Raw genomic sequence first — 20,971 nt, 5'->3', positions numbered from 1 at the left:
AGCCCTTTTTTATGATTCGTACCTATTATCCATTTACTCTTTCGTCGTCCCCGGGCGATCCTTAAAAGCTAGTTCAAACAACCCCGTCGCAGATAAACCTGCAAGGCCCCCAGCCCAAAGGCGAAGCACTAAATCGAGTTCGGTAAAAGGATACGCTACTACGCCGATGAACAAACCTATCAATAGTCCGATAATCGGTACTGCATTACGCGGGATGTTGATACTATTTTTGACCAACTGAACCAGTGCCAGTACGAATACCGCTAATATAGAGGCGAACGCCATAACATCATCTAAAATTGTTCCAATTTCCATCCTTTTCCCTCCTTAGCGGGTACTTGTAATCTCAACCGTTCGAGTCGCTGAATCATAACCTACCTGAGCACCCAGCGCTTCTGCAATAACACGTACAGGGACGTAGGTGATGCCTTTTTCAAGCACTCCATCTGCAACTTTAACCCCGTTAACCTTTACGACAGCAATAACATCACTCTTCAATTCTTCCTCCTCCTTCCGATGGATGACCTTATACGCTGACTCCACCGCAGATGTTGAGGGCTTTGTCCCTGCTCGTAACTGTGTGAGTGTTAACCCAAACGCCATTTGAAAATGGGGGTAATCCTTGAAGCTTGTCCAGTCGCCTCCCCACTCGAAGCCCAGCCCTTTTGCCTCCTTCACAACCTCCTGCCAATCTGCGATCTGGTTGTTATTGCCGTCCCGGCACATATCCCAAGACACACCAGATCCATTCGGCAGCAAAAGAGCAAAATCTACAGCCAATCCAAAATTATGATAGCTATATCCGCCACGTGCATTGGTGACAATCGCTCCGGGCTTGGTGCGGCCTTGGGCATATAGAGCATCCTGCTCGTCAATTGTGCGAAGTCCCTGCGTAATGAGAATGGGGATGTTGAGTTTGTAGCAACGTTCGATTAGAGCAGTAGCAGCGGAACGGACTACGGGGTGTAGGTTGGTTAGACGTTGGGCTGATTTATTTTTCACCTGAGTTATTGTCAGCATGAAGTTCCTCTTTTCTGTCTATCTTTTTCAGATAAATAAATTGGTCGTATTTCCCGGAACGTGTCAGTATCGCTAATATTATAATTCCACCAGTTGTACCGAATTGGGCAATAGCCCAGCTACAATTAAGCCAAGTCAGCCATGTTGCCATGTCCACTCCTAGTAATTCTGCCAAACGGAATAGTAGAACGATAAGCATATTGAATGTATAAGCCAATAAGAAAAAAAGCATAGCCAGCATAAACACGCTGACCACACCTTTTTGGAATCTTTCGTAAAAATATTGCCTGTGGCGATGAATAATGTATAATCCGCAAGCCGTATTAGTGCCATATAGCACCAATAATAAAAATTCAATCATGTGCATCATGATCCCCTCGATCATAAACTAAATATTTGGCGAACCGGTTACGATCAATCTCCTCCTGAATTTCCTGCGAGACATTTTTATAATGACTTATGGTCAGTGTAACGCTGGTAGAGGCTCTACGGAGCTCCATCTCTTTATCAACATGCCGGGGGAGAAGCAGCCGCCGAATCCATTGTGACAGCATTCCTAACTCCCCCTGTCTTCCGTATGGTCAATCTTCAGTTTCTTTAAGACGTCCAGTGTGGGCTGCATAAACTCCGAGCGCTCCTTATCCAAAATCGCTTGCAGACGATCCCGATCCTCCTCTGCCCGATCCAGCATTTCTCGCGGTACAAGGTTCCCTTTGACAATCGCACGCAATAACACCATCAGCACGATCATCAAAATGAAAGCAACAATATAAGCCAGCCCATACTTATCTGCCAGCGGCAGCAGCTTCTCCAATTGCGCAATATCCCCTTCGCCCATTCGTCCGCTCCTTTCTGTAATTTAAAAAAGCCCCTTAAGAAATAGGGGCTCTATCCATATTATTCGTAGGCTGCCCAATTAAGGCCCGCCCAGTTACCAGGACCAGGGTTTCTGAAATTCCAACCTTGATTAAAATAAAAACCGTTTGATGTCAAATAGAGTGCGGATCCTGCATTGTTCACTGCCTGCATTGACTCAAACTCTATGAGTTTGTCCCTATTTTGATAATTATGCCAAAGATCACCATCAGGTCCATTCGTCGTCAAACTATGACTTGTCGAAACAGAACCAGGATAGCCATTCGCTGCAATCCCCGTACTAACTCCTGAAATAGAAGCATGTGTAATGGTATTGTATCCCCATTCATCATAATATCCATAGTTATTGTAGACATCATAGTACCCATAAACAATCCTGTATTGAAGAAATACTACTCTGGGATTAAACCCTACATTTATATTCCAAGGAGCGTCAACATTGCTTTGCATAACTTGCCATCCACCACTGAATGCCTTTCTACCTCCGTTGTTTATACTTCCAATCTTTGCTGCCAATGTTGGAAAACTATCGCTTCCTGATGCTGCTATACCTTTGCCGCTAATGGCGGAAGCGATTCCGTTCTTCCCGTTAGCGACAGATTGAAAAAGGTCTGCACTCCAAGCTCCCCACACGTTATTCTCTTTCGTTCGCATGAAAAAAGAATTTATACCACCATTCAAGCGGTGAGCTTTCTGAAGTACATAGCCACTACCATTTGAATGGCACTGTACTTCAACGTAAAACCAGGTAGCAGTGCCATCCGGTGAGTTCGTCAAATTATCACCGTTATAGAAACCGTTACCAAGCAAATTGTTAAGATCAGTCCCGCTAATTGCTATAGATTTGCCATCATCACTAGTAAGTTTAATTTTTTGCCAAGATTTATTGTCTACATACGTCTTTGCATTCCCCTCCGCAGTATTCGCCTTCGTCTGTGCACCAGTTGGTGTTTCTTTAGCATTTAACTGAGCTTGTATCCCACTAGTTACCCCATCCAAATACCCAAACTCCACATTTGAAACAACACCCGCCCCAATCTTGGAAGCATCGATAGCCGCAGTTGCATTAACATCTGCATTTACTATAACTCCGGCTGTTATCGCCGCTGTGCCTGTTCCAGCCGCCAAGGTTATATCCCCTGAAATAGCAGGAAGTCTTGATACTGCAAGCGTTCCACTGGACAGATCCGTTGCCGAACGAGTAGGCAAGTCCGCCAATGATGCTCCTGACTTACTGAGCTTTGACCAAGCTATCGCTGCTGCGGCATTAACATCAGCATCCACAATCACCCCAGCCGCAATAGCCGTAACTCCATCACCAGTACTAGTGACATCCCCCGTGTGATTAGGATGCACATAATTATTCGCCCCCGTAGCAATCCCCGCCAGCTTCGTTTTCTCGGCGGCGGTGTAATCGTTCGTGGACAGCTGTTTGCCTGTTACTTTATCGACCTTGCCATTAACGGCATTGTCCAAAATATCCATATTCCCGTTCAGATCGGCAATATCAACGATATCTGTTCCCTCTGGCTTCTTTAAGCCCAAATTTCCTGTGGTTTGCATATGTCACTCTCCTATCTATAAGTTCTTAATTCGTTCCATGTTTTACTGTGAGCACTCTCCCAAGTCAAGGCTTTAACAGAGTCCCACCAGGTATAGCTGAACACAAATTCATAAGCTAAATGCGCAGGTTTAATCTCTTCAATGATTTGAATCAACCCTGCCATATTCGGAGGAATCCCCAGTGTACTCACAAAATGAATCTCAAAACGGTACTCTTCAGGCACTTCCTTTACTTCAACCACTCCACCTGAAAAAGCTGACGCCGTCCGCTGAATCATTTCCGGTGTGGTCGTTCCATTTCCACGCAGCTTTGCCTTAATCATCTCTCGACGAGTGGCATAAGACTTGGATGGATCGCTGCTGAGTCCAAGTTCGGATTCCCAGCGCCCAAGGCTCACTGTAGCCGTTTCAATAAACGCCTGATCCAGTACATCTATAGTACCTACCTTCAGTCCACCAATTTCTAGCCCGATGGTCTCCTGAAGCTTCTCCATTTCGCGGACATCCTTATAATAATCCGGTAAATACTGCATTAGATCAGGCGCCTCGACTTCACCCGGATGGCTCGAATCTTTATCTGCGGAATATAACAATTCGCTGTATAAAGAGCTGCCGTAACTCATCCTCTACACCCCCTTCAGTTGATTCCAGGTTAGGGGGCCTTTGGGCAAATAATCATGTGTATGCACCGCCGGAGGAAATACCACTGGTTTACCTGCTACCCCCGCCCAAGCTACACTATCCGCTTGTTGCGCAAAATCCACCTTGCCATTGTTATTCGTATCGTAAATGCTTTTCAGCATATCCCCGGTACTCTGCGCGGCTACCAGTAAGACATTGCCAGCGGCAGAACCAATGTACAGCTTGCCACTGTCTGTACAATACCCAAGCTCACCAATAGCCAGCGCTCCAATGGCGCTTTCCAAGCCGCGGCGTATTTGAATCAATGTTTTTAGAGCCATTGTCCCGCCCCCTAGAATGTTCCGCCATCAATACTGGCCACGGTAAGTTTATTGCCATTCGCAGCATCATAAACGATACTGCTTCCATCCACACTTACAGCTACACCGGCTGCATCCACGGTGATTCCTTTTCCAGCGGTAACCGCAATCGCGTCTGCAGTGACCGTGATCCCATTTCCCGCACCAATGTTCAGCGTCACAGTATCGGCCTGACCCCCACCAATCAGCCCGTTCCCGGCTGTAATGGTCTGTAGTGCACCACCGGTACGTACCCATGCGCTGCCGTTCCAGCTGTAAATCTTCTGCTCGTCATCAACGTAAGCGGTCCAACCGACGGCAGGAACATAAAATACCCAAGCGGCAGATTGGTATTCAACAATTTGATTCGTTTTGCCCGCCCATGCCCCGGTTGCCCCTGCTGGAATAATATAACGATCCCCCTCAACCGGACTGGCAGGTGGAGCCAGCAGGTTCTGGTCTTTTACCGATGCTTGCGGTTCGATGTTATGCTTAGCCAGCTCAATTTCATTTTTAATCTTTTGCGCAGACCACAAGTCTGTAATCGTAGTCCCCGCATCATTGATCGTCCGGTGCTTGGCCACATCATCAATGTGAGTCTTGATCTCAGCGGCAGTCTTTACATTTGTCCCATCCGATACTTTATTGATATGTCCCGCACTAATATCCGCTTTAAGCACCTTCGCATAGGTTGCTCCATCAGCGATATCATCAATTGTACCTGTCAGATCGGTAAGCTTCTGCGCATTCACCCGCCGCCATGCTGCCCCATCATCAAAATATAAATATCCGCTATTCGAACCCGTAGTCACGTAATACAAACGACCAACGGATCCTGCAACCGGACGCGAAGCTTCTGGCCCGGACAGCGCCCTGCCGACCATGGAATTGGACGTGCCGTCACCAATATAAACTTCCTTAGTATCACTGCAAAAACCAAGCTCACCCGCCTTCAACACGCCATAACTCGTTAGCTCAGCCTTTGTACCCCGCTTTATTTGTATGGTCTGTGCCATTTTACACCTCTCTTCTAAATGATCCTCCGTCAATCTGGCCCTTGTTCTTATAACGCTCTATTTCAGTTTGGACAGCGGTAAGACTCACCTGCAAACCGTTAATATCCTCTGCTTCAACCGTATCGCCGGGGGTTTCGTAAGTCACATATACCTCAGGCACATCGGCAAAAATCTTAATCAACCGCCGCCAGGGCGCCTCATCCGGAAAAGACACAGTGAAATTGCGTAGCTCGATCCCGGAATACTGTGACCCTGTGTACACCGCAATGGTCTGATTATTAATATTGTCATGCGCTAGAAGACCACTGTAAACGCCATTTACAAGCGGTAATCTCTCTTCGATAACGTAGCTGCTACCGTTTGCTTTTTTATTAAGTTTTTCTTGAAAAATATCAATTTGCTCTGGATAACCCATGCTACACCTCCAGTAGAACGTTACCGAACAACGGTACTTCTTCTTCGTTCAACATCACATTGCCCGCTCCACTGTTCAACTTCAGCTCTGTGTAATCCGCAACTCCTTCAGTAGCAAGCAATAATGCCCCGATGACAGACTGACTGATATAGGTTGCTGAAAAAGCCTTCTCCTTGCGATATTTCTCAAGCATCACTTGAAAGCCTTGGTTTACAGCTTGCAGTGCATAGCCAGAAGCAAGGGTTACCTTGGCGCTTATACTGATGTTTTTGCCCGCAGCCGGCGCCACGGTCACAACAGCCCCTACCGGTGCTTGTCCCTCACCCGCTCCTGAGACCGGATCAATGTATTGCTGCACCTGAGCCGCCAACAGCTCGGATGCAGGTTTTTTTTCGGCGTCCACAATAATCACCTTCACAGTTTTAGGACCATTCCATAATGGAAAAACACGTGCGCCTCCCACACCCGGAACTTGCAGTGCCCACTCCATATAGTGATATTTATTTCCGCTAGTAGCTGGGCGTCTGGCTGAATCCAAATAACGCTGGCGTAGCGCATCATCCGTTTCAATGTCCTCCCCAGGGATCAGAAGAGAAGCTATTTCTCCGCGCGCTAGGTCTGAGATATAATTCACTGGCAGTAAAGAGCCAAAATATCGATTTCCTTCTTCTCCAGCGGTTTCACTTTCCAAGCGATACACTCCAGGAGATAACTTCTCCACAGCCGTATAATTCAGCATTTCGAGTGAGAAGCGGCTGCCGAGTGGAACATCCAACAATCCTCCATCCGCCTTATAAAAAATCCCTTTCAGCTGTGCCTTGCTGGCTTCACGCCTTACAATGCCTGACCAGGAGATGCTTCGCTCCAAGTACTCTCCGGTAGCCGTATCTGCAAAATACAGATTATTATTCACATCCAGCTCAATATACATCTGTGCCAACTCAGCGGCTGCTGGAGCCAACGCGTCATAAATGATGCTGCCCTCGCGTTTATCCAATCCTGATGGAATCCGGTCCAGCATCCGCTCCAAAAGAGCCTCATACGTCTGATCCTCATACATCCTCATTCCACTCCTTTCTCAGCTGAAAATTTCCGTAACGTGTGACGACCTTGCAGTCAAAAGTTAGATTATCTCCGGTAAACGAAACAACAATATTCTCTAAGCTAAGGATTCGTTCATCCTGAAGTAGTGCCTCACTAACGATACGTCTGATTTCAGCTCTAACCAGCAGCCGATCCTTGCCAAGCACCAACCGCCACTCTGTTCCGTAATCCGAACTGTAAATCAGATGTTCAAACCGATCGGTTCGCAATATTTTAGCCACCGCCTGTTGAACAGCTTCTAGTCCATCCGTTTGGCCTGTAATCCTTTTTCTCTCCCAATCCATTCGGTACGTAAGACTAGGACTTTCCCCACGCTCAAGGTTGACCTCCCCCTCAAGCAGGGCCGTTATCGGTCCAGCTTTTCCAATCGCCGGGATCATATCGGACTCACCAGCCGATCCAGGACAATGTAGCTTTGTCCGCCCTGCATTCGAACCATTAATACGCGGTCCCCACTCGCTAATCCTCGCCGAAGTATTACTTCTTTGCCCTCGATGTAGATCTTGCTTTCCATTACCGATTCAGGCAGCACTAACGCATTCCCCGATAAAACAAACCGCTGATCCACCTGAATCTGCAAAGGAGCTGCCACCGTTACCGTTCCATAAGAAAAAGCCACGGGATTTGTACTTCCCACGGCTCCTAGACTTGCTTTTTTAATAATATCTAACATCATTTCTACACCACCTTAATATCGAGGGACATTGTATGCTCCCCTCCAGAAATCTTATGGCTGCATTGGTCCACCAGAAACAATTGAGTCTCGAATTCATCTAATAGGACATAAATGAAATTGCCTGCTCTTACACGCATATCACCAATCGCCTGTATGGAGAGACTAAGCTTTTCACGATTGTGCATTTTCAGCAGATTGTTTGCCTTCTCCTGAATTTGTGCAGCATTCGCTTTGTCATCAGCCTTTTGATACAAGTGCAGGATACCCCAGCGTTTCACATTGTCCTTGTCACTGACCGGATAGAAATCGCGTTTGCCCGATGCCTCGTTGTCCTTGTACAGAAAAATCGTGTTGTACGTATCGTCATCAATACTTTTTTTGAGCGAATAATCGTACAGATAATGCCCCGCTCCCAGCACCAGGTTAAGCAGCATAGAATCCGGTTTACGCAGCGTCAGCTTCCCAAAATCATCGTAAAAAGCCATCAGCCGCCCCTTAAACTGAAGCTCACTGCCGATGGCTCCCATAATGATGTCCAACAGCTTTTTGTCATCTTCAATTAAAGAAGGAATCCGGTACTCTGTCTCCTCCAGCACACCTGTCTTTAATCCGTAGTCCGTTGTTATTTTCTTGATCACATCACTAGCCGTAACATCCTGCAAAACATAACTACCATTGCCTAGCAAATAACGAATCTGATCATAGGCAGTCAGCTTAATCTCCTGATCCGAACCCGTATCAATGCTGAACACAAATCCGTAAAATACATCTACATTATCTTTACTGAACTGAATAATATCACCGTTGCTGATCCCGAACTTGGGGAGCTGATAAATTCCGTTGTCCACAAGCGTTAACTCTAGCGTTGACGGTTTACCTGACCGTGCAGTTTTCCAAGAAATATCTGAGACGATGCCAGAAATATCCCATAGATTCCCTTCCTTATTCTTCACTAGCAGTTCCATAACATCCTCCTACGGCAGCTTGATGACTTTACCGATGGGCAGCTTTTTCAGCTCACTATCCGGAATGCCATTAAGCTTCTGAATGGCTTTGTACTTCGAGCCATCTCCTAGGTTTTTTTGAGCGATGCTCCATAGACTGTCTCCAGCTTTTAAGGTATAGGTAGTAGGCTTTGCCTTTTCATTGGCCCGCTTCTGCTCCGCCTTCACTTCACCTTTAACAACCTTCACAGCTACTGCCTGATAGAATACGTATTTTTTGAGAGATAACGAATATTCAATATCCCCTGACGTACCCGCACTAAGCTTCCAAGTGAAACCTTCAATGCTCATAGCCATATTCACAGCAAAATCAATTTCTAAAGATGCATCCTCACTAATTGAAGATTCCTCTAGCCATTTCTGTGGTTTGTTTAACTTCTTTTTATCCTTTTTCGTATCATCGGGATACCTCACACCGGAGAACACAAACCGAATGGGCCGACGACTCGTCATCCATTTCTTAATAAGCTCCACATATTCAAAAGGTCTCTTCAGCCCGTCCTCCTGCACCAATACGAACGGATACCTTTGTGCCGGAAAAATACTTTCAATCGTGATCTCCGTAAGCTTCGGATAAGCAATCGTATTGATCTCACCCAGATCGATAATGGTATAGCTTTTTCCATCTCCACTCTCCTTGATTTCCAAGGTCTCTGGATTGACTGGCAGCCGGATTGCATCCTCCTGATTATTAAAACCCAAAAAAATCCCGTACTCTTCCACGTTACGTATACACCCCCTGCGCCGTAGAGACAAACTCCTCGTTCAGCTTTTGCCCGATCTTGTTGATAATCGTATCAATGTCTCCGGCATTGTTAATATTTCCGGTCGTCACCTGCACCGTCGGCGTAAGCTCCACAAAATTCTGGATCGCCTGAATCTCGGCCAGCTCGCGGAGCATTTTCAGATCATCACTGGAGATGTCTACGGTGTCGTTGATGGAGCCGAGCTCGTTCACACGGTTGACGGTGTTCAGATTATTACTTTGGTTAGCTAAAATTCCTGTTTGTGAGCTTGTTGATCCACCTGTTTCCCCTTTAGCTTTTTCCGTAACCTCTTTTGCCTTCCTCCCTAAATCACTAAATTTTCCAGCGAAATCCTTCCCCTTTTGGGCGTAAGCATTAACTGTATCCGCATATTCTAAAAATTCTTTCTTCTCAGAGTTTTTCACAGCCTTATCACTGGTTGGGGCAACCAATTGGCCCTTCAAATTTTTAATCATTCCGCTCACAGCATGGGGTTCTTCAGGATTTAAATAATCTATTTTTATATTAGCTAATCCTTCTAATCCTGGTATTTTGCTCAACAAATCCAGTAGTTTCTTAACACTTGGTAACATTTTATTAATAGCTTGTGCTACTACCTTCATAAATCCGCCTGCAAAGTTTTCAGCACCAATTGCCATCTGATACATAAGATCCAAGAAGTTAACTGCTAAGTCGTAAATGAGCTTCTTAATGGCATAAACAGGATCTATAAACAAGTTCTGAAGAAAATCCTTAAAACTTATAAATATATTTTGCAAATATATTATAATATTCTGTATATGGACCCCTAACCAGCCAAATGCCCCTGCTATAGCTCCAACAACATCCCCTGCAGAAATACCTAACAACTGAAAAATCAAAATAAGAGCTGCAATAACAGCAATAACTACTAAAATAGGCCAGTTCGCTACCATCCATGCTGCTGCAAGGGAATACACCTGCACAATCATAGCTGCTAGATAGACAATGGCTATCGCTTCAAGGATCGGTTTAATCCAAGACCAGTTCTCCTGCACTACTCCCACCAACCATAATAAGCCATCAACTACCATTCCAATTATATTAGCTATGAAGAGAAACCCATTAGCCATTGCATCTATAATCGGCATCAATTGGCCTGAAGTCAGCGCCTCGTTCAAAGTATCCATCACTGGCCTCAAGGCTCCCATTGCTTTCTCACCGATTTTCCCAAGTGCAGCATCTGTATTGTCATTCAGCTTATTCCAGTCGGCGATATCTCCTGGTTGTGCCGCAGCTTTTACAGCTTTCTCCCCAAAAGACTTCACGGCATTAAATGGCTTTACCACATCAACTGTCTTGAGAAACTTCATAATTCTCGAGTCAGGAGTTGGTGGGGATGGTGGAACCGGAGGTTCCTTTTTCAGATTAATTTTGGGCTTGGGGATCGGATCAGCCTTAACCTCAGGCTTTTTCTCCACTTCTTTCTTTTTCTCCTTCGCTTTTAGCCCTTTCCACCACTCTACCTTTTTCGCCTCTTCTTCTTCAGCCTTACCTTTTTGCACACTTGGGGAGTTATTCAATGTTCGAAGCGCTAACTGTTGTGATTGTCCCGCTTGTTGGCTTTGCTCGATAACTATATCTCTGGAAACTATGACCTTAGGAGGAAGTCTCTTAAATCCTTCAAGCAGCGTATCATTGATATCCTGCAAAGATTGGTTCACTAGATTCAGAGAACGGCTCATCTCATCGCTTGACCGCTTAACAACTACCTGCACTCCCTTGACCAAGCGATTAACGATATCCAGATTGCTGTTCACACGAACACATTGTTTATTAACACTCTTCCAAATTCCCAGAGATTTCATCGGTAGCATTACGGCTTTAGATGCGTCTATCTTCATTCTCTCACCCCCTAACTATCTCTTCCTCGCCTTACTCCGTGCCTGATCCCGCTTCTCCTTCTCCACACGAACAGCAATCATCGCATATATTGCGGCGCGTTCGCGGGAAGACAGCTTCATCAGCTCATGGGGTAAAATGTGCAGCTCATGGAGGGCGTAATAAGCAAAATTGGCTTCACTATCGCCCTCGTTGATTAGTTTTTTACTTCATCCACCAGCTCGTTCATGTCCGTGCCAAAACCATTTAAGGCCTGCACCCGCTCACCTAACGCCGCGAATTCACCCGGAAGCAGCATTTTACGCAGCAGTGTCTCAGCGCCAAGTACGCCATAAGAACGCTGCAATTCAGCATTTTTTAGATCCGGATGCACTACACTTGAGGTCATCAGCTTCGCCATATAATCGTTAGGCTCAATTTCGGAGGTATACACTCCGTTTTTACCTTTGACTTTGCGGGTTGCGGCCTTGCGGCATTCCTGATTCTCATCCTCAGTCATACTGCGCAGTTTCCAAGCTACCGCATTTCCTTCCTTATCCTTAAAACGCTGGGATACTACAAACTCCTCGGTCGTGTCACATGCTACATTTTGGGCAAAAAACAAACTTAATTCGCTCATTGTCTTCCTCCTAGAATTATTTATTTAGATACTTCTCCTGCTACTAGTGCCAATAGACAGAGAAGAGACCCGCCGCTCATTCTACGTTCGGGTCTTGCTTGCTCCAATCTATCTAGTTGTCTTAATTAAAGCCCGGAACCTGCCGGAGCACCAAAAGCTTGCACAATCTGCACATCTTCAAAGGTAAAGCTAACTTCTTCTTCCAGAGCGTCTGACTCTGTATCGAGTGAGGCCATGATGACACTATCGAGGTTCACCCCTTTTAGAATAATCCGTTGTGCCCCCACGCTGGACGATGGATCCTCGTTCGTAACCTCAATATCGAAGTACTGATCAACACCCGTATTCATATAATCGAGCATCATCTGGCGGAAACGACTAGTCATATAAAAAATCGTCATCGAACCGCTGCCCGACCATCCAGTCGCTTTATGCTGAACACCCCGGCGGCCCAGTGTTTTCACTTCTGCTTTTGTTTTTTCTACTGTAGCTTCAAGAGTTTTCACATAGAACATCTCTTCAGTTTGCGTACCAATCACAGCATAAGCACGGCCCTCCTGGCCGGAAATCGTATCACTAGCTTTTAAAAATGCCATCTTAAACCACCTTCACTTTCATATATACTTTTTCTACGGAATCTACCGGTTTCACAGCCACATCCAGCACGATACTGTCACTATCTGCACCAGCCACAACTACAACATCTGTCTGCGCGTTAAAGCCCTCAATCGCACCCATATCCTGCAAATCATTCATATAAGTCGCACACTGTGACCAGAAAAGAGCACGGCCATCTTCATTATTCGCGACCTTACCGATATAGTAGTTCTCAAAAATACGCTTCATATCATTTGCAATTCCATCCAGCACGCGAAGTACACGATTTTTGGAGAATGCTTTGCCTTTGTCCGGTGAAAATGCGGTAAATGTATTAATATCCTGTTCCACCACAGCCCGTCCGCCACTGTAAGTAAAGATAAGCTCTCCTTTTAGCAACGCAGCTGTAGTCTCAGAATGGCTAAGTCTTACATCAGCATCCACCGAATCATCATAACCCTGATAAGTCAGCGATTCATTAACAGCAGCTGCTGCTGTAGCACCAGCTACCCAAGCAACGACATTGACGTTATCAATCGTAGTTCCGTCGCTCAGTACTACCCCATTATTCACGCTAATCACACCTTCATGACCTGCAGCCGCATAATCGGATAGTACAGCCTGTACCTTTTTCCCTTCTGTATCCCGAAGCCGTCTCACAAAAGAACTGTAGAGTGCCTTGAGAGCACTATCCTGCGATACTAGACCCACGGTTTGGAATTCTTGCACCTCAAGAGCAGACAGGAAGTCACTATGTGCTCCATTCGTCACGGTTCCGTTAGCCCCCCCTGTAAGCGGCATGCCTGCAATTAGCTTCAAGCCTTCTGCACCATTTTTCTGGAATTGAACATAATCGTTCGCGACCAACTCCTCAGCCGTTCCAACTGTTTGCTTGTTCAGTTCTGTTCCATTAAGCAACGTCTTTACATCAAAAAGAGCAACATTCTCTATATTTTTCTCAATCACAATCGAAAGATCATTTCCGCGTACACCGCCATATTTAGCTGTTACCTGAAGACCGTTATTTGTGACTGCCGCTTTAACGCCTTCATTCAATCGATAGAGCAGCAAGGTTCCCGCCCGTTTCAGCGCTTCACGCACTGGCAATAGAGTTGGATGTTCCAAATCAACTCCTAGCAGCTTATTCACATCATCCTGCGGGGTAATCTTCATGATTACTCCCGGTTCTCCCCAAGATAGGGCAAGCGCCAATGCCGTAATCCCGCGTTCTCCCATTTTGCCGATGGCACCTTGATTTGATGCTACATTTACGTACACCCCAGGGCGCACCTTATTTTGCGTTGTCCATGTTCCGCCTGCCATTAGTTCATTACCTCCTTATTTTTGAACAATCCCATAGATTGCTTTGCTTCTTCGAGCGTATAGTTCTTGCCATCCTGCAAAATAACGTTCAATATATCCTTTTCCCTCGGCGTAAAAAGTGAGGAATTCACAATCTGTTCCTTACTGAACCCATTCCCGTTACTCCCTTTAGTACTCATTTCAATCGTTCTCCTCCAATCATTTGTCCCATCTTAATGCTGTCAGGCTTGTCGTTTTGCAAATACAACATATAGTCAACTGTAAACAGCGGCCCATGCCCTTCAGTTCCAGCTTCCCACGCTTGCCTAACTACACGAAAAGCTCCACCATCCTGCTCCATTCCTGCCATCGCCTCACTTAGCTTATCTGCCATTCTCTCAGCTTCCAGCAAATTGCCTTGCTCATAACGGATGCCAAAACGGTAGACCGCTAAATACCTGCCCTCCCGCTGCCGATCCAGTGTTGCTGAGATCAGTCCGGGATGAAAATAGGCTGTTTGAGGTTTTTCTCCTTCTACATATACAGGCACATCAGGAAAATACCATTCAAGTGTACTTGTAATGTGTTCTCGCAATTGTTGTACCGACATCACTCCATTCCTTTCTGATCTGCGACCGTTCGTCGATCCTTGATGGTGTTAACCTTCAACTGCATGAACATTAAGCAGACACCCCCTCAACTAGATTTAAGAAAAAAGGATACTATCCGAGGTTGGATAATATCCCTTCTTCATTAGGCAAATGCGAGAAGAATCTTTCACCGCTAGGTTTGTTCTCATCACCCTTAGGGCGGAACTATTAGCAGAGCATTCATGCTCTTGCGGTGTTCTTTTGCTTCATTTGCCATGTTATAATCATACCCCCATATTTTCCTTGCGGAGAGGGTAAACGGACGAGGTTTTGGCTAGCTTTTGGATGGTATAGAGCGGTTTTTCGGAGGAACATAATTGAAGACAAGCTTAAGAGCCTTCGTCCCTCCTTTTATGGACGGCAAGTTTTTGTGCGGGATTATAAGGATAAAGTACATCCTGAAACTTATACTTTCTTATAATTCAAAAAAAGACCGCATCATCCGCTCGGACGATACAGTCTTCTTTACTAATCACACTATTCTATTTCTATTAAGTAATACTCATTTTCTCTTTCTTTACCCTAGGCGCTGTTGTTACTAAAGTTTGCAGAGATAGTAAACCGAGATCCGTTAACGCTAATGCCATCTTGTAAAAAGCCTTCGAGCGTATCTTCACGTAAGTGTCCTTACTTACCGGTGGATCAAACACATGATTGTAAATCGTATAATCGTACATCTCGTCTCTTCTCATATACCTTTCCCGTACCAGCTGCTGTTCTCTCGTATCGAGTCTCTCTACCACAGAGTCTATTGCGGAACAATAAGCTCTCCTTGCGGCAGGGATGTCCACATTATAAGAAGCTATCGCAGCAGTCTGATCAGTTACAGTGTTAGTAGGACCATGAAATCTTTCTGTGTATGAATAAGTTGTGCTTGCTTCCTTCGCTTCAAATGTAACGGTCTTAAAAATACGGTATTTCTCCAACATGCTCTCTATAGCGACCTGGGTTCGGCGACGGTCCAACTCTGGTAAAGTTGATATGTTCATCATTTATGCACTCCTTTTGGGTTTAACTGAATGAGATTAAATTTGCGGAATTTTCCAGCCCAATGTGATAAAATAAATCTTGTTCGTATTCTGTTCGTATTTTTCTATAATATACCACTTCTTTACCAATCTCGTAAAACCCCGTTTTAGGCTGTTTTTATCGAAAAAGAGCGTATATCCCTCCATTATCTTGCCTTTTGGCAATAATATACGCTTTGTTGTTTACCTATTGGCAAAAATGGCTTATATTATTATCATAAGGTTACAGCCAATAAGGAGTGAGTTGAGATGAAACAGGAATTCGGGGATTATATGAAGCATCTTCGGGAAACAAAGGGACTCACCATTAATCAATTAGCAGCAGCAGCCGGAATTAGCGGTTCGCAAATTTCCCGGATTGAGAATGGATTAAGAGGGGTTCCTAAACCAACCACGTTACGCAAAATTGCTGAGGCCACTGGCGTCCCCTACGAGGAGCTAATGGATCAGGCAGGGTATTTGCAGGACCAGACTCTTTCAAGCGATGAGGCTATCCCAGATTGGGCTACAAGCAAAGATAAACGAGACTTTCGAAAAATGCTAGAGGATGATGGAGAGCTGATGTTTGATGGGATTCCATTAGACAAAGAAGATAAACAGAGGATAAAAGATGTACTAACCGGATTGTTCTGGGAAGCCAAACAGATGAATAAGAGAAAAAAATCCAAAGACACTAAATAACTATACTAACATGCTGCAGGTGAAGAACATGGATGAACTGATCAATAGTCTGATTAAAAAATATAAAACCAACTGCCCGTTCGAGCTTGCCGCAGCATTAGGCATTCAAATTCGTTTCATGAACCTGGGGACTGGCACAAAGGGATTATATTATCGAAAACTAAGAAGAAGGTTTATCGTCATTCATAATGAGTTGCCTGTAGAATGGCAGCGCTTCGTTTGTGCGCATGAATTAGGGCATGATCGGCTTCACAAGGGGATCAATCGCTTTTTTCTGGAGGAAAGCTCCTATTTCTCTCCTGGGAAGCTTGAACGTCAAGCTAATGTCTTTGCTGTAAAATTACTTTCTTCGGGCAGAAGCCCCGAACAAGAGGAATCATGGAGAAACTATTATCTACGGATTGGAATTCCACCGGAAGTCCGATTTTTTTTGGAGGAATAATAGAACATACGTTCTTAGGCTGTATTTATATGTTTATTCAATACATAACAAAAAAGCCCTTACCGAAGTAAGAGCTTTTGAGCAGCGATTAAGCTGAGTATCGGGATGACACGATTTGAACATGCGACCCCCTGGTCCCAAACCAGGTGCTCTACCAAGCTGAGCTACATCCCGTTACTATAAAATTATGGAGCGGGTGATGGGAATCGAACCCACGCTATCAGCTTGGAAGGCTGAAGTTCTACCATTGAACTACACCCGCAAAGGTGAAAATCGGGATGACACGATTTGAACATGCGACCCCCTGGTCCCAAACCAGGTGCTCTACCAAGCTGAGCTACATCCCGTTATAAATACTATAATTGCTTAATAATAAAAATGGCGCGCCCTGAGAGATTCGAACTCCCGGCCTTTTGATTCGTAGTCAAACGCTCTATCCAGCTGAGCTAAGGGCGCAAAATTATGGAGCGGACGACGGGAATCGAACCCGCGACCCTCGCCTTGGCAAGGCGATGCTCTACCGCTGAGCCACGTCCGCAATAAGTGGTGCGCGTGAAGGGACTTGAACCCCCACGTCGTGAAACGCCAGATCCTAAGTCTGGTGCGTCTGCCATTCCGCCACACGCGCATGATAATAATAAAAGTGAGCCATGAAGGACTCGAACCTTCGACACCCTGATTAAAAGTCAGGTGCTCTACCAACTGAGCTAATGGCTCGCACTTGGCTGGGGATATAGGATTCGAACCTATGAGTGACGGAGTCAAAGTCCGTTGCCTTACCGCTTGGCTAATCCCCATTGATGGTACCTCTATGTTGCCCATAATCTCTTAGGAAGATTATGGTGGAGGCTGAGGGGATCGAACCCCCGACCCTCTGCTTGTAAGGCAGATGCTCTCCCAGCTGAGCTAAGCCTCCATATCTATGGGACCCTCTAAGGGTAAGTACAAGTAAAAGTTGGTGACCCGTATGGGATTCGAACCCATGTTACCTCCGTGAAAGGGAGGTGTCTTAACCCCTTGACCAACGGGCCTTGCAAATCTGTGGAGCTCTCAACCGGATTCGAACCGGTGACCTCTTCCTTACCATGGAAGCACTCTACCTGCTGAGCTATGAGAGCATGGCTCCCCGAACAGGACTCGAACCTGTGACAACTCGATTAACAGTCGAGTGCTCTACCAACTGAGCTATCAGGGAATATCCGCTTGGCAACGTCCTACTCTCCCAGGACCCTTCGGTCCAAGTACCATCGGCGCTGGAGGGCTTAACGGTCGTGTTCGGGATGGGTACGCGTGGAACCCCTCCGCTATCGCCACCAAACGGGCATTTACAGCGTAAATGCTCAGGCTTGATGCCTGAAAACTGAATCCGAAACGAATTTGCATTCTAAGTATAGGATAAGCCCTCGACCGATTAGTATTGGTCAGCTCCATGCATTGCTGCACTTCCACCTCCAACCTATCTACCTCGTCGTCTTCAAGGGGTCTTACTAATTGGGAAATCTCATCTTGAGGGGGGCTTCACGCTTAGATGCTTTCAGCGCTTATCCCGTCCGTACGTAGCTACCCAGCCATGCTCCTGGCGGAACAACTGGTGCACCAGCGGTACGTCCATCCCGGTCCTCTCGTACTAAGGACAGCTCCTCTCAAATTTCCTGCGCCCACGACAGATAGGGACCGAACTGTCTCACGACGTTCTGAACCCAGCTCGCGTACCGCTTTAATGGGCGAACAGCCCAACCCTTGGGACCTACTTCAGCCCCAGGATGCGATGAGCCGACATCGAGGTGCCAAACCTCCCCGTCGATGTGGACTCTTGGGGGAGATAAGCCTGTTATCCCCAGGGTAGCTTTTATCCGTTGAGCGATGGCCCTTCCATGCGGTACCACCGGATCACTAAGTCCGACTTTCGTCCCTGCTCGACTTGTAGGTCTCGCAGTCAAGCTCCCTTATGCCTTTGCACTCTGCGAATGATTTCCAACCATTCTGAGGGAACCTTGGAACGCCTCCGTTACTCTTTAGGAGGCGACCGCCCCAGTCAAACTGCCCGCCTGACACGGTCCCCGTACCCGGTAAGGGTACTAGGTTAGAACCTAGATACGATCAGGGTGGTATCCCAACGGCGCCTCCACCGAAGCTTGCGCTCCGATTTCTACGGCTCCCACCTATCCTGTACAGATCGTACCCAAATTCAATATCAAGCTGCAGTAAAGCTCCATGGGGTCTTTCCGTCTTGTCGCGGGTAACCTGCATCTTCACAGGTATTAAAATTTCACCGGATCTCTCGTTGAGACAGCGCCCAAGTCGTTACGCCATTCGTGCGGGTCAGAATTTACCTGACAAGGAATTTCGCTACCTTAGGACCGTTATAGTTACGGCCGCCGTTTACTGGGGCTTCGGTTCATAGCTTCGGGTTACCCCTAACCACTCCCCTTAACCTTCCAGCACCGGGCAGGCGTCAGCCCGTATACTTCGCCTTGCGGCTTCGCACAGACCTGTGTTTTTGCTAAACAGTCGCTTGGGCCTTTTCACTGCGGCCCCCTCGTGCTATTCACACTACCGGGGCACCCCTTCTCCCGAAGTTACGGGGTCATTTTGCCGAGTTCCTTAACGAGAGTTCTTCCGCGCGCCTTAGAATTCTCTTCTCGCCTACCTGTGTCGGTTTGCGGTACGGGCACCTTCTCCTGGCTAGAGGCTTTTCTTGGCAGTGTGAGATCATGACCTTCGCTACTACAATTTTCGCTCCCCATCACAGCCCAGCCTTAACGATGTGCGGATTTGCCTACACATCAGCCTCACTGCTTAGACGGACATCCATCAGTCCGCGTCACTACCCTCCTGCGTCACCCCATCGCTCATAGCGGATTACGGTGGTACAGTAATTTCAAACTGTTGTCCTTCGACTACGCCTTTCGGCCTCGCCTTAGGTCCCGACTTACCCTGAGCGGACGAGCCTTCCTCAGGAAACCTTGGGCTTTCGGCGGATCAGATTCTCACTGATCTTTTCGTTACTCATACCGGCATTCTCACTTGTGTAGTGTCCAGCGCTCTTTTCAGTACACCTTCAACCCCTACACAACGCTCCCCTACCCCAGATACATACGTATCTAGCCATAGCTTCGGTGGTGTGTTTAGCCCCGTTACATTTTCGGCGCAGAGTCACTCGACCAGTGAGCTATTACGCACTCTTTCAATGGTGGCTGCTTCTAAGCCAACATCCTGGTTGTCTGTGCAACTCCACATCCTTTCCCACTTAACACACACTTGGGGACCTTAGCTGATGGTCTGGGCTGTTTCCCTTTTGACAATGGATCTTAGCACTCACTGTCTGACTCCCGGCAATAAGTATATGGCATTCGGAGTTTGACTGAGCTTGGTAATCCTTGCGGACCCCGCACCCAATCAGTGCTCTACCTCCACTACTCTTATACCGAGGCTAGCCCTAAAGCTATTTCGGGGAGAACCAGCTATCTCCGAGTTCGATTGGAATTTCTCCGCTACCCCCACCTCATCCCCGCACTTTTCAACGTACGTGGGTTCGGGCCTCCAGTGCGTGTTACCGCACCTTCACCCTGGACAGGGGTAGATCACACGGTTTCGGGTCTACGTCCACATACTCAATCGCCCTATTCAGACTCGCTTTCGCTGCGGCTCCACCTTCTCGGCTTAACCTTGCATGTTAAACGTAACTCGCCGGTTCATTCTACAAAAGGCACGCCATCACCCATAGATCGGGCTCTGACTTTTTGTAAGCACACGGTTTCAGGTTCTATTTCACTCCCCTTCCGGGGTGCTTTTCACCTTTCCCTCACGGTACTGTTTCACTATCGGTCGCCAGGTAGTATTTAGCCTTAGCAGATGGTCCTGCTGGATTCATACGGGGTTTCACGTGCCCCGCACTACTCGGGATCCGTCTCGGAGAGAATACAGTTTAGGTTACAGGGCTTTTACCTCTATCGCGGGCCTTTCCAGACCTCTTCACCTACCATATTCCTTTGTAACTCCATGTGAGACGTCCCACAACCCCTAAGAGCAAGCTCTTAGGTTTAGGCTGTTCCGCGTTCGCTCGCCGCTACTGACGGAATCACTATTGTTTTCTCTTCCTCAGGGTACTTAGATGTTTCAGTTCCCCTGGTCTGCCTCTACACACCCTATGTATTCAGGTATGAGTAACTGCGAATTACCACAGCTGGGTTTCCCCATTCGGACACCCCCGGATCAAAGCTTGCTTACAGCTCCCCGAGGCAGTTTCGTTGTTCGCCACGTCCTTCGTCGGCTCCTGGCGCCTAGGCATCCTCCGTGTGCTCTTATTAGCTTAACCTTGATTCTTCCGAAGAAAAATCTCACTAATAACATTTACTTGTTTGCACAAGT

At 46.7% G+C, this 20,971-nt stretch carries 24 protein-coding genes, 12 tRNA genes and 2 rRNA genes; 2 read left to right on the top strand and 36 right to left on the bottom strand.

Translation table 11 applies throughout. The features are described 5' to 3' along the window. Window positions 1-33: 33 nt before the first annotated feature. From MKY63_RS13705 to MKY63_RS13600, 22 genes are all read right to left on the bottom strand, one after another. Window positions 34-315 (bottom strand): holin, encoded by a 282-nt coding sequence (locus MKY63_RS13705; RefSeq protein ID WP_036681278.1) that lies wholly within the window; start codon window positions 313-315, stop codon window positions 34-36. 12 nt (window positions 316-327) lie between these two features. Beyond that, window positions 328-1,020 carry a M15 family metallopeptidase gene (locus MKY63_RS13700; protein WP_036681277.1) on the bottom strand — a complete coding sequence of 231 codons (693 nt, stop codon included), beginning with the start codon at window positions 1,018-1,020 and terminating at the stop codon, window positions 328-330. Continuing rightward, complete coding sequence (locus MKY63_RS13695; RefSeq protein ID WP_036681275.1) at window positions 992-1,381, bottom strand: hypothetical protein; 390 nt, start codon at window positions 1,379-1,381, stop codon at window positions 992-994. Before MKY63_RS13695 ends, MKY63_RS13700 begins: the two co-directional genes overlap by 29 nt. Then, entirely contained in the window at window positions 1,374-1,574 is a 201-nt protein-coding gene (locus tag MKY63_RS13690; protein WP_036681274.1) for a hypothetical protein, read from the bottom strand. Before MKY63_RS13690 ends, MKY63_RS13695 begins: the two co-directional genes overlap by 8 nt. A gap of 2 nt (window positions 1,575-1,576) precedes the next feature. Beyond that, complete coding sequence (locus MKY63_RS13685) at window positions 1,577-1,858, bottom strand: hypothetical protein (protein ID WP_036681272.1); 282 nt, start codon at window positions 1,856-1,858, stop codon at window positions 1,577-1,579. Between the two features lie 59 nt (window positions 1,859-1,917). Then, window positions 1,918-3,459, bottom strand: coding sequence for a pyocin knob domain-containing protein (locus MKY63_RS13680; RefSeq protein ID WP_076147412.1), 1,542 nt, complete (start codon window positions 3,457-3,459; stop codon window positions 1,918-1,920). A gap of 11 nt (window positions 3,460-3,470) precedes the next feature. Beyond that, window positions 3,471-4,082, bottom strand: a complete 612-nt coding sequence (locus tag MKY63_RS13675) for a putative phage tail protein (protein ID WP_076105556.1) — start codon at window positions 4,080-4,082, stop codon at window positions 3,471-3,473. Between the two features lie 3 nt (window positions 4,083-4,085). Next, entirely contained in the window at window positions 4,086-4,421 is a 336-nt protein-coding gene (locus MKY63_RS13670; RefSeq protein ID WP_076147409.1) for a hypothetical protein, read from the bottom strand. Window positions 4,422-4,432: 11 nt separating this feature from the next. Then, window positions 4,433-5,455: a DUF2793 domain-containing protein gene (locus MKY63_RS13665; protein WP_076147406.1), complete on the bottom strand. Its 1,023-nt coding sequence runs from the start codon at window positions 5,453-5,455 to the stop codon at window positions 4,433-4,435. Window position 5,456: 1 nt separating this feature from the next. Further along, window positions 5,457-5,870, bottom strand: coding sequence for a hypothetical protein (locus MKY63_RS13660; RefSeq protein ID WP_036681259.1), 414 nt, complete (start codon window positions 5,868-5,870; stop codon window positions 5,457-5,459). A 1-nt stretch (window position 5,871) separates the two neighbouring features. After that, on the bottom strand, window positions 5,872-6,930 hold the full coding sequence (locus tag MKY63_RS13655; protein WP_076147403.1) for a baseplate J/gp47 family protein: 1,059 nt from the start codon (window positions 6,928-6,930) through the stop codon (window positions 5,872-5,874). Continuing rightward, the gene (locus MKY63_RS13650) at window positions 6,923-7,354 is read right to left on the bottom strand and encodes a DUF2634 domain-containing protein (RefSeq protein WP_076147401.1); all 432 of its coding nucleotides are present in this window, start codon (window positions 7,352-7,354) and stop codon (window positions 6,923-6,925) included. Before MKY63_RS13650 ends, MKY63_RS13655 begins: the two co-directional genes overlap by 8 nt. Beyond that, window positions 7,351-7,647, bottom strand: a complete 297-nt coding sequence (locus tag MKY63_RS13645) for a DUF2577 domain-containing protein (protein WP_076147429.1) — start codon at window positions 7,645-7,647, stop codon at window positions 7,351-7,353. The genes MKY63_RS13650 and MKY63_RS13645 overlap by 4 nt, the downstream gene beginning before the upstream one ends. Before the next feature lie 5 nt (window positions 7,648-7,652). Beyond that, on the bottom strand, window positions 7,653-8,615 hold the full coding sequence (locus tag MKY63_RS13640) for a hypothetical protein (RefSeq protein ID WP_036681255.1): 963 nt from the start codon (window positions 8,613-8,615) through the stop codon (window positions 7,653-7,655). Between the two features lie 9 nt (window positions 8,616-8,624). Then, window positions 8,625-9,377, bottom strand: coding sequence for a LysM peptidoglycan-binding domain-containing protein (locus MKY63_RS13635; protein ID WP_076147399.1), 753 nt, complete (start codon window positions 9,375-9,377; stop codon window positions 8,625-8,627). Between the two features lies 1 nt (window position 9,378). Further along, the gene (locus MKY63_RS13630; RefSeq protein ID WP_076147397.1) at window positions 9,379-11,283 is read right to left on the bottom strand and encodes a hypothetical protein; all 1,905 of its coding nucleotides are present in this window, start codon (window positions 11,281-11,283) and stop codon (window positions 9,379-9,381) included. Window positions 11,284-11,477: 194 nt separating this feature from the next. Beyond that, window positions 11,478-11,900 (bottom strand): phage portal protein, encoded by a 423-nt coding sequence (locus MKY63_RS13625; protein ID WP_076129761.1) that lies wholly within the window; start codon window positions 11,898-11,900, stop codon window positions 11,478-11,480. A gap of 125 nt (window positions 11,901-12,025) precedes the next feature. After that, on the bottom strand, window positions 12,026-12,496 hold the full coding sequence (locus MKY63_RS13620) for a phage tail tube protein (RefSeq protein WP_036681245.1): 471 nt from the start codon (window positions 12,494-12,496) through the stop codon (window positions 12,026-12,028). Window position 12,497: 1 nt separating this feature from the next. Then, complete coding sequence (locus MKY63_RS13615) at window positions 12,498-13,820, bottom strand: phage tail sheath family protein (protein WP_076141913.1); 1,323 nt, start codon at window positions 13,818-13,820, stop codon at window positions 12,498-12,500. Then, window positions 13,820-13,999, bottom strand: coding sequence for a hypothetical protein (locus MKY63_RS13610; RefSeq protein WP_036681241.1), 180 nt, complete (start codon window positions 13,997-13,999; stop codon window positions 13,820-13,822). Before MKY63_RS13610 ends, MKY63_RS13615 begins: the two co-directional genes overlap by 1 nt. Then, window positions 13,996-14,409 (bottom strand): DUF6838 family protein, encoded by a 414-nt coding sequence (locus tag MKY63_RS13605; RefSeq protein WP_076141912.1) that lies wholly within the window; start codon window positions 14,407-14,409, stop codon window positions 13,996-13,998. The genes MKY63_RS13610 and MKY63_RS13605 overlap by 4 nt, the downstream gene beginning before the upstream one ends. 531 nt (window positions 14,410-14,940) lie before the next feature. Further along, window positions 14,941-15,441, bottom strand: a complete 501-nt coding sequence (locus MKY63_RS13600) for an ArpU family phage packaging/lysis transcriptional regulator (protein ID WP_094902361.1) — start codon at window positions 15,439-15,441, stop codon at window positions 14,941-14,943. Window positions 15,442-15,726: 285 nt separating this feature from the next. On the opposite strand from MKY63_RS13600, the gene MKY63_RS13595 reads away from it, so the two are divergent. Next, a complete protein-coding gene (locus tag MKY63_RS13595) occupies window positions 15,727-16,158 on the top strand; it encodes a transcriptional regulator (protein ID WP_036681238.1) in 432 nt (143 codons plus the stop codon). Window positions 16,159-16,186: 28 nt separating this feature from the next. Beyond that, window positions 16,187-16,600, top strand: a complete 414-nt coding sequence (locus tag MKY63_RS13590) for an ImmA/IrrE family metallo-endopeptidase (protein ID WP_036681396.1) — start codon at window positions 16,187-16,189, stop codon at window positions 16,598-16,600. A gap of 100 nt (window positions 16,601-16,700) precedes the next feature. On the opposite strand, the gene MKY63_RS13585 is transcribed toward MKY63_RS13590, so the two are convergent. From MKY63_RS13585 to MKY63_RS13520, 14 genes are all read right to left on the bottom strand, one after another. Next, window positions 16,701-16,774 (bottom strand) — tRNA-Pro (locus MKY63_RS13585). A gap of 14 nt (window positions 16,775-16,788) precedes the next feature. Continuing rightward, window positions 16,789-16,862: transfer RNA gene (locus tag MKY63_RS13580), tRNA-Gly, on the bottom strand. Between the two features lie 11 nt (window positions 16,863-16,873). After that, a tRNA-Pro gene (locus MKY63_RS13575) sits at window positions 16,874-16,947 on the bottom strand. 32 nt (window positions 16,948-16,979) lie between these two features. Then, window positions 16,980-17,056: transfer RNA gene (locus MKY63_RS13570), tRNA-Arg, on the bottom strand. A gap of 7 nt (window positions 17,057-17,063) precedes the next feature. Further along, window positions 17,064-17,138 (bottom strand) — tRNA-Gly (locus MKY63_RS13565). A 6-nt stretch (window positions 17,139-17,144) separates the two neighbouring features. Then, window positions 17,145-17,228: transfer RNA gene (locus tag MKY63_RS13560), tRNA-Leu, on the bottom strand. A gap of 16 nt (window positions 17,229-17,244) precedes the next feature. Beyond that, window positions 17,245-17,317 (bottom strand) — tRNA-Lys (locus MKY63_RS13555). Between the two features lie 5 nt (window positions 17,318-17,322). Beyond that, window positions 17,323-17,397: transfer RNA gene (locus tag MKY63_RS13550), tRNA-Gln, on the bottom strand. Between the two features lie 43 nt (window positions 17,398-17,440). Then, window positions 17,441-17,516 (bottom strand) — tRNA-Val (locus MKY63_RS13545). Window positions 17,517-17,556: 40 nt separating this feature from the next. Continuing rightward, a tRNA-Glu gene (locus tag MKY63_RS13540) sits at window positions 17,557-17,631 on the bottom strand. An 11-nt stretch (window positions 17,632-17,642) separates the two neighbouring features. Beyond that, a tRNA-Thr gene (locus MKY63_RS13535) sits at window positions 17,643-17,718 on the bottom strand. A 1-nt stretch (window position 17,719) separates the two neighbouring features. Further along, window positions 17,720-17,795, bottom strand: a tRNA-Asn gene (locus MKY63_RS13530). A 6-nt stretch (window positions 17,796-17,801) separates the two neighbouring features. Beyond that, window positions 17,802-17,918 (bottom strand): 5S ribosomal RNA (gene rrf, locus MKY63_RS13525). A 73-nt stretch (window positions 17,919-17,991) separates the two neighbouring features. Continuing rightward, window positions 17,992-20,918 (bottom strand): 23S ribosomal RNA (locus MKY63_RS13520). Between the last annotated feature and the right edge of the window lie 53 nt (window positions 20,919-20,971).

Origin of the sequence: Paenibacillus sp. FSL R7-0189, assembly GCF_037969925.1 — a bacterium.
Lineage (GTDB): Bacteria > Bacillota > Bacilli > Paenibacillales > Paenibacillaceae > Paenibacillus_AQ > Paenibacillus_AQ odorifer.
The sequence above is the reverse complement of the archived record's forward strand: the minus strand, read 5'-3'. Positions and strand labels throughout refer to the sequence as shown.

Coding starts and splice junctions, on each gene's coding strand:
- MKY63_RS13595 (WP_036681238.1), top strand. CDS start 15,727: ATGAAACAGGAATTCGGGGATTATATGAAGCATCTTCGGGAAACAAAG.
- MKY63_RS13600 (WP_094902361.1), bottom strand. CDS start 15,441: ATGATGAACATATCAACTTTACCAGAGTTGGACCGTCGCCGAACCCAG.
- MKY63_RS13660 (WP_036681259.1), bottom strand. CDS start 5,870: ATGGGTTATCCAGAGCAAATTGATATTTTTCAAGAAAAACTTAATAAA.
- MKY63_RS13645 (WP_076147429.1), bottom strand. CDS start 7,647: ATGTTAGATATTATTAAAAAAGCAAGTCTAGGAGCCGTGGGAAGTACA.
- MKY63_RS13610 (WP_036681241.1), bottom strand. CDS start 13,999: ATGAGTACTAAAGGGAGTAACGGGAATGGGTTCAGTAAGGAACAGATT.
- MKY63_RS13650 (WP_076147401.1), bottom strand. CDS start 7,354: ATGATCCCGGCGATTGGAAAAGCTGGACCGATAACGGCCCTGCTTGAG.
- MKY63_RS13670 (WP_076147409.1), bottom strand. CDS start 4,421: ATGGCTCTAAAAACATTGATTCAAATACGCCGCGGCTTGGAAAGCGCC.
- MKY63_RS13690 (WP_036681274.1), bottom strand. CDS start 1,574: ATGCTGTCACAATGGATTCGGCGGCTGCTTCTCCCCCGGCATGTTGAT.
- MKY63_RS13680 (WP_076147412.1), bottom strand. CDS start 3,459: ATGCAAACCACAGGAAATTTGGGCTTAAAGAAGCCAGAGGGAACAGAT.
- MKY63_RS13615 (WP_076141913.1), bottom strand. CDS start 13,820: ATGGCAGGCGGAACATGGACAACGCAAAATAAGGTGCGCCCTGGGGTG.
- MKY63_RS13625 (WP_076129761.1), bottom strand. CDS start 11,900: ATGAGCGAATTAAGTTTGTTTTTTGCCCAAAATGTAGCATGTGACACG.
- MKY63_RS13700 (WP_036681277.1), bottom strand. CDS start 1,020: ATGCTGACAATAACTCAGGTGAAAAATAAATCAGCCCAACGTCTAACC.
- MKY63_RS13675 (WP_076105556.1), bottom strand. CDS start 4,082: ATGAGTTACGGCAGCTCTTTATACAGCGAATTGTTATATTCCGCAGAT.
- MKY63_RS13655 (WP_076147403.1), bottom strand. CDS start 6,930: ATGTATGAGGATCAGACGTATGAGGCTCTTTTGGAGCGGATGCTGGAC.
- MKY63_RS13620 (WP_036681245.1), bottom strand. CDS start 12,496: ATGGCATTTTTAAAAGCTAGTGATACGATTTCCGGCCAGGAGGGCCGT.
- MKY63_RS13640 (WP_036681255.1), bottom strand. CDS start 8,615: ATGGAACTGCTAGTGAAGAATAAGGAAGGGAATCTATGGGATATTTCT.
- MKY63_RS13590 (WP_036681396.1), top strand. CDS start 16,187: ATGGATGAACTGATCAATAGTCTGATTAAAAAATATAAAACCAACTGC.
- MKY63_RS13605 (WP_076141912.1), bottom strand. CDS start 14,409: ATGTCGGTACAACAATTGCGAGAACACATTACAAGTACACTTGAATGG.
- MKY63_RS13705 (WP_036681278.1), bottom strand. CDS start 315: ATGGAAATTGGAACAATTTTAGATGATGTTATGGCGTTCGCCTCTATA.
- MKY63_RS13665 (WP_076147406.1), bottom strand. CDS start 5,455: ATGGCACAGACCATACAAATAAAGCGGGGTACAAAGGCTGAGCTAACG.
- MKY63_RS13630 (WP_076147397.1), bottom strand. CDS start 11,283: ATGAAGATAGACGCATCTAAAGCCGTAATGCTACCGATGAAATCTCTG.
- MKY63_RS13695 (WP_036681275.1), bottom strand. CDS start 1,381: ATGATTGAATTTTTATTATTGGTGCTATATGGCACTAATACGGCTTGC.
- MKY63_RS13685 (WP_036681272.1), bottom strand. CDS start 1,858: ATGGGCGAAGGGGATATTGCGCAATTGGAGAAGCTGCTGCCGCTGGCA.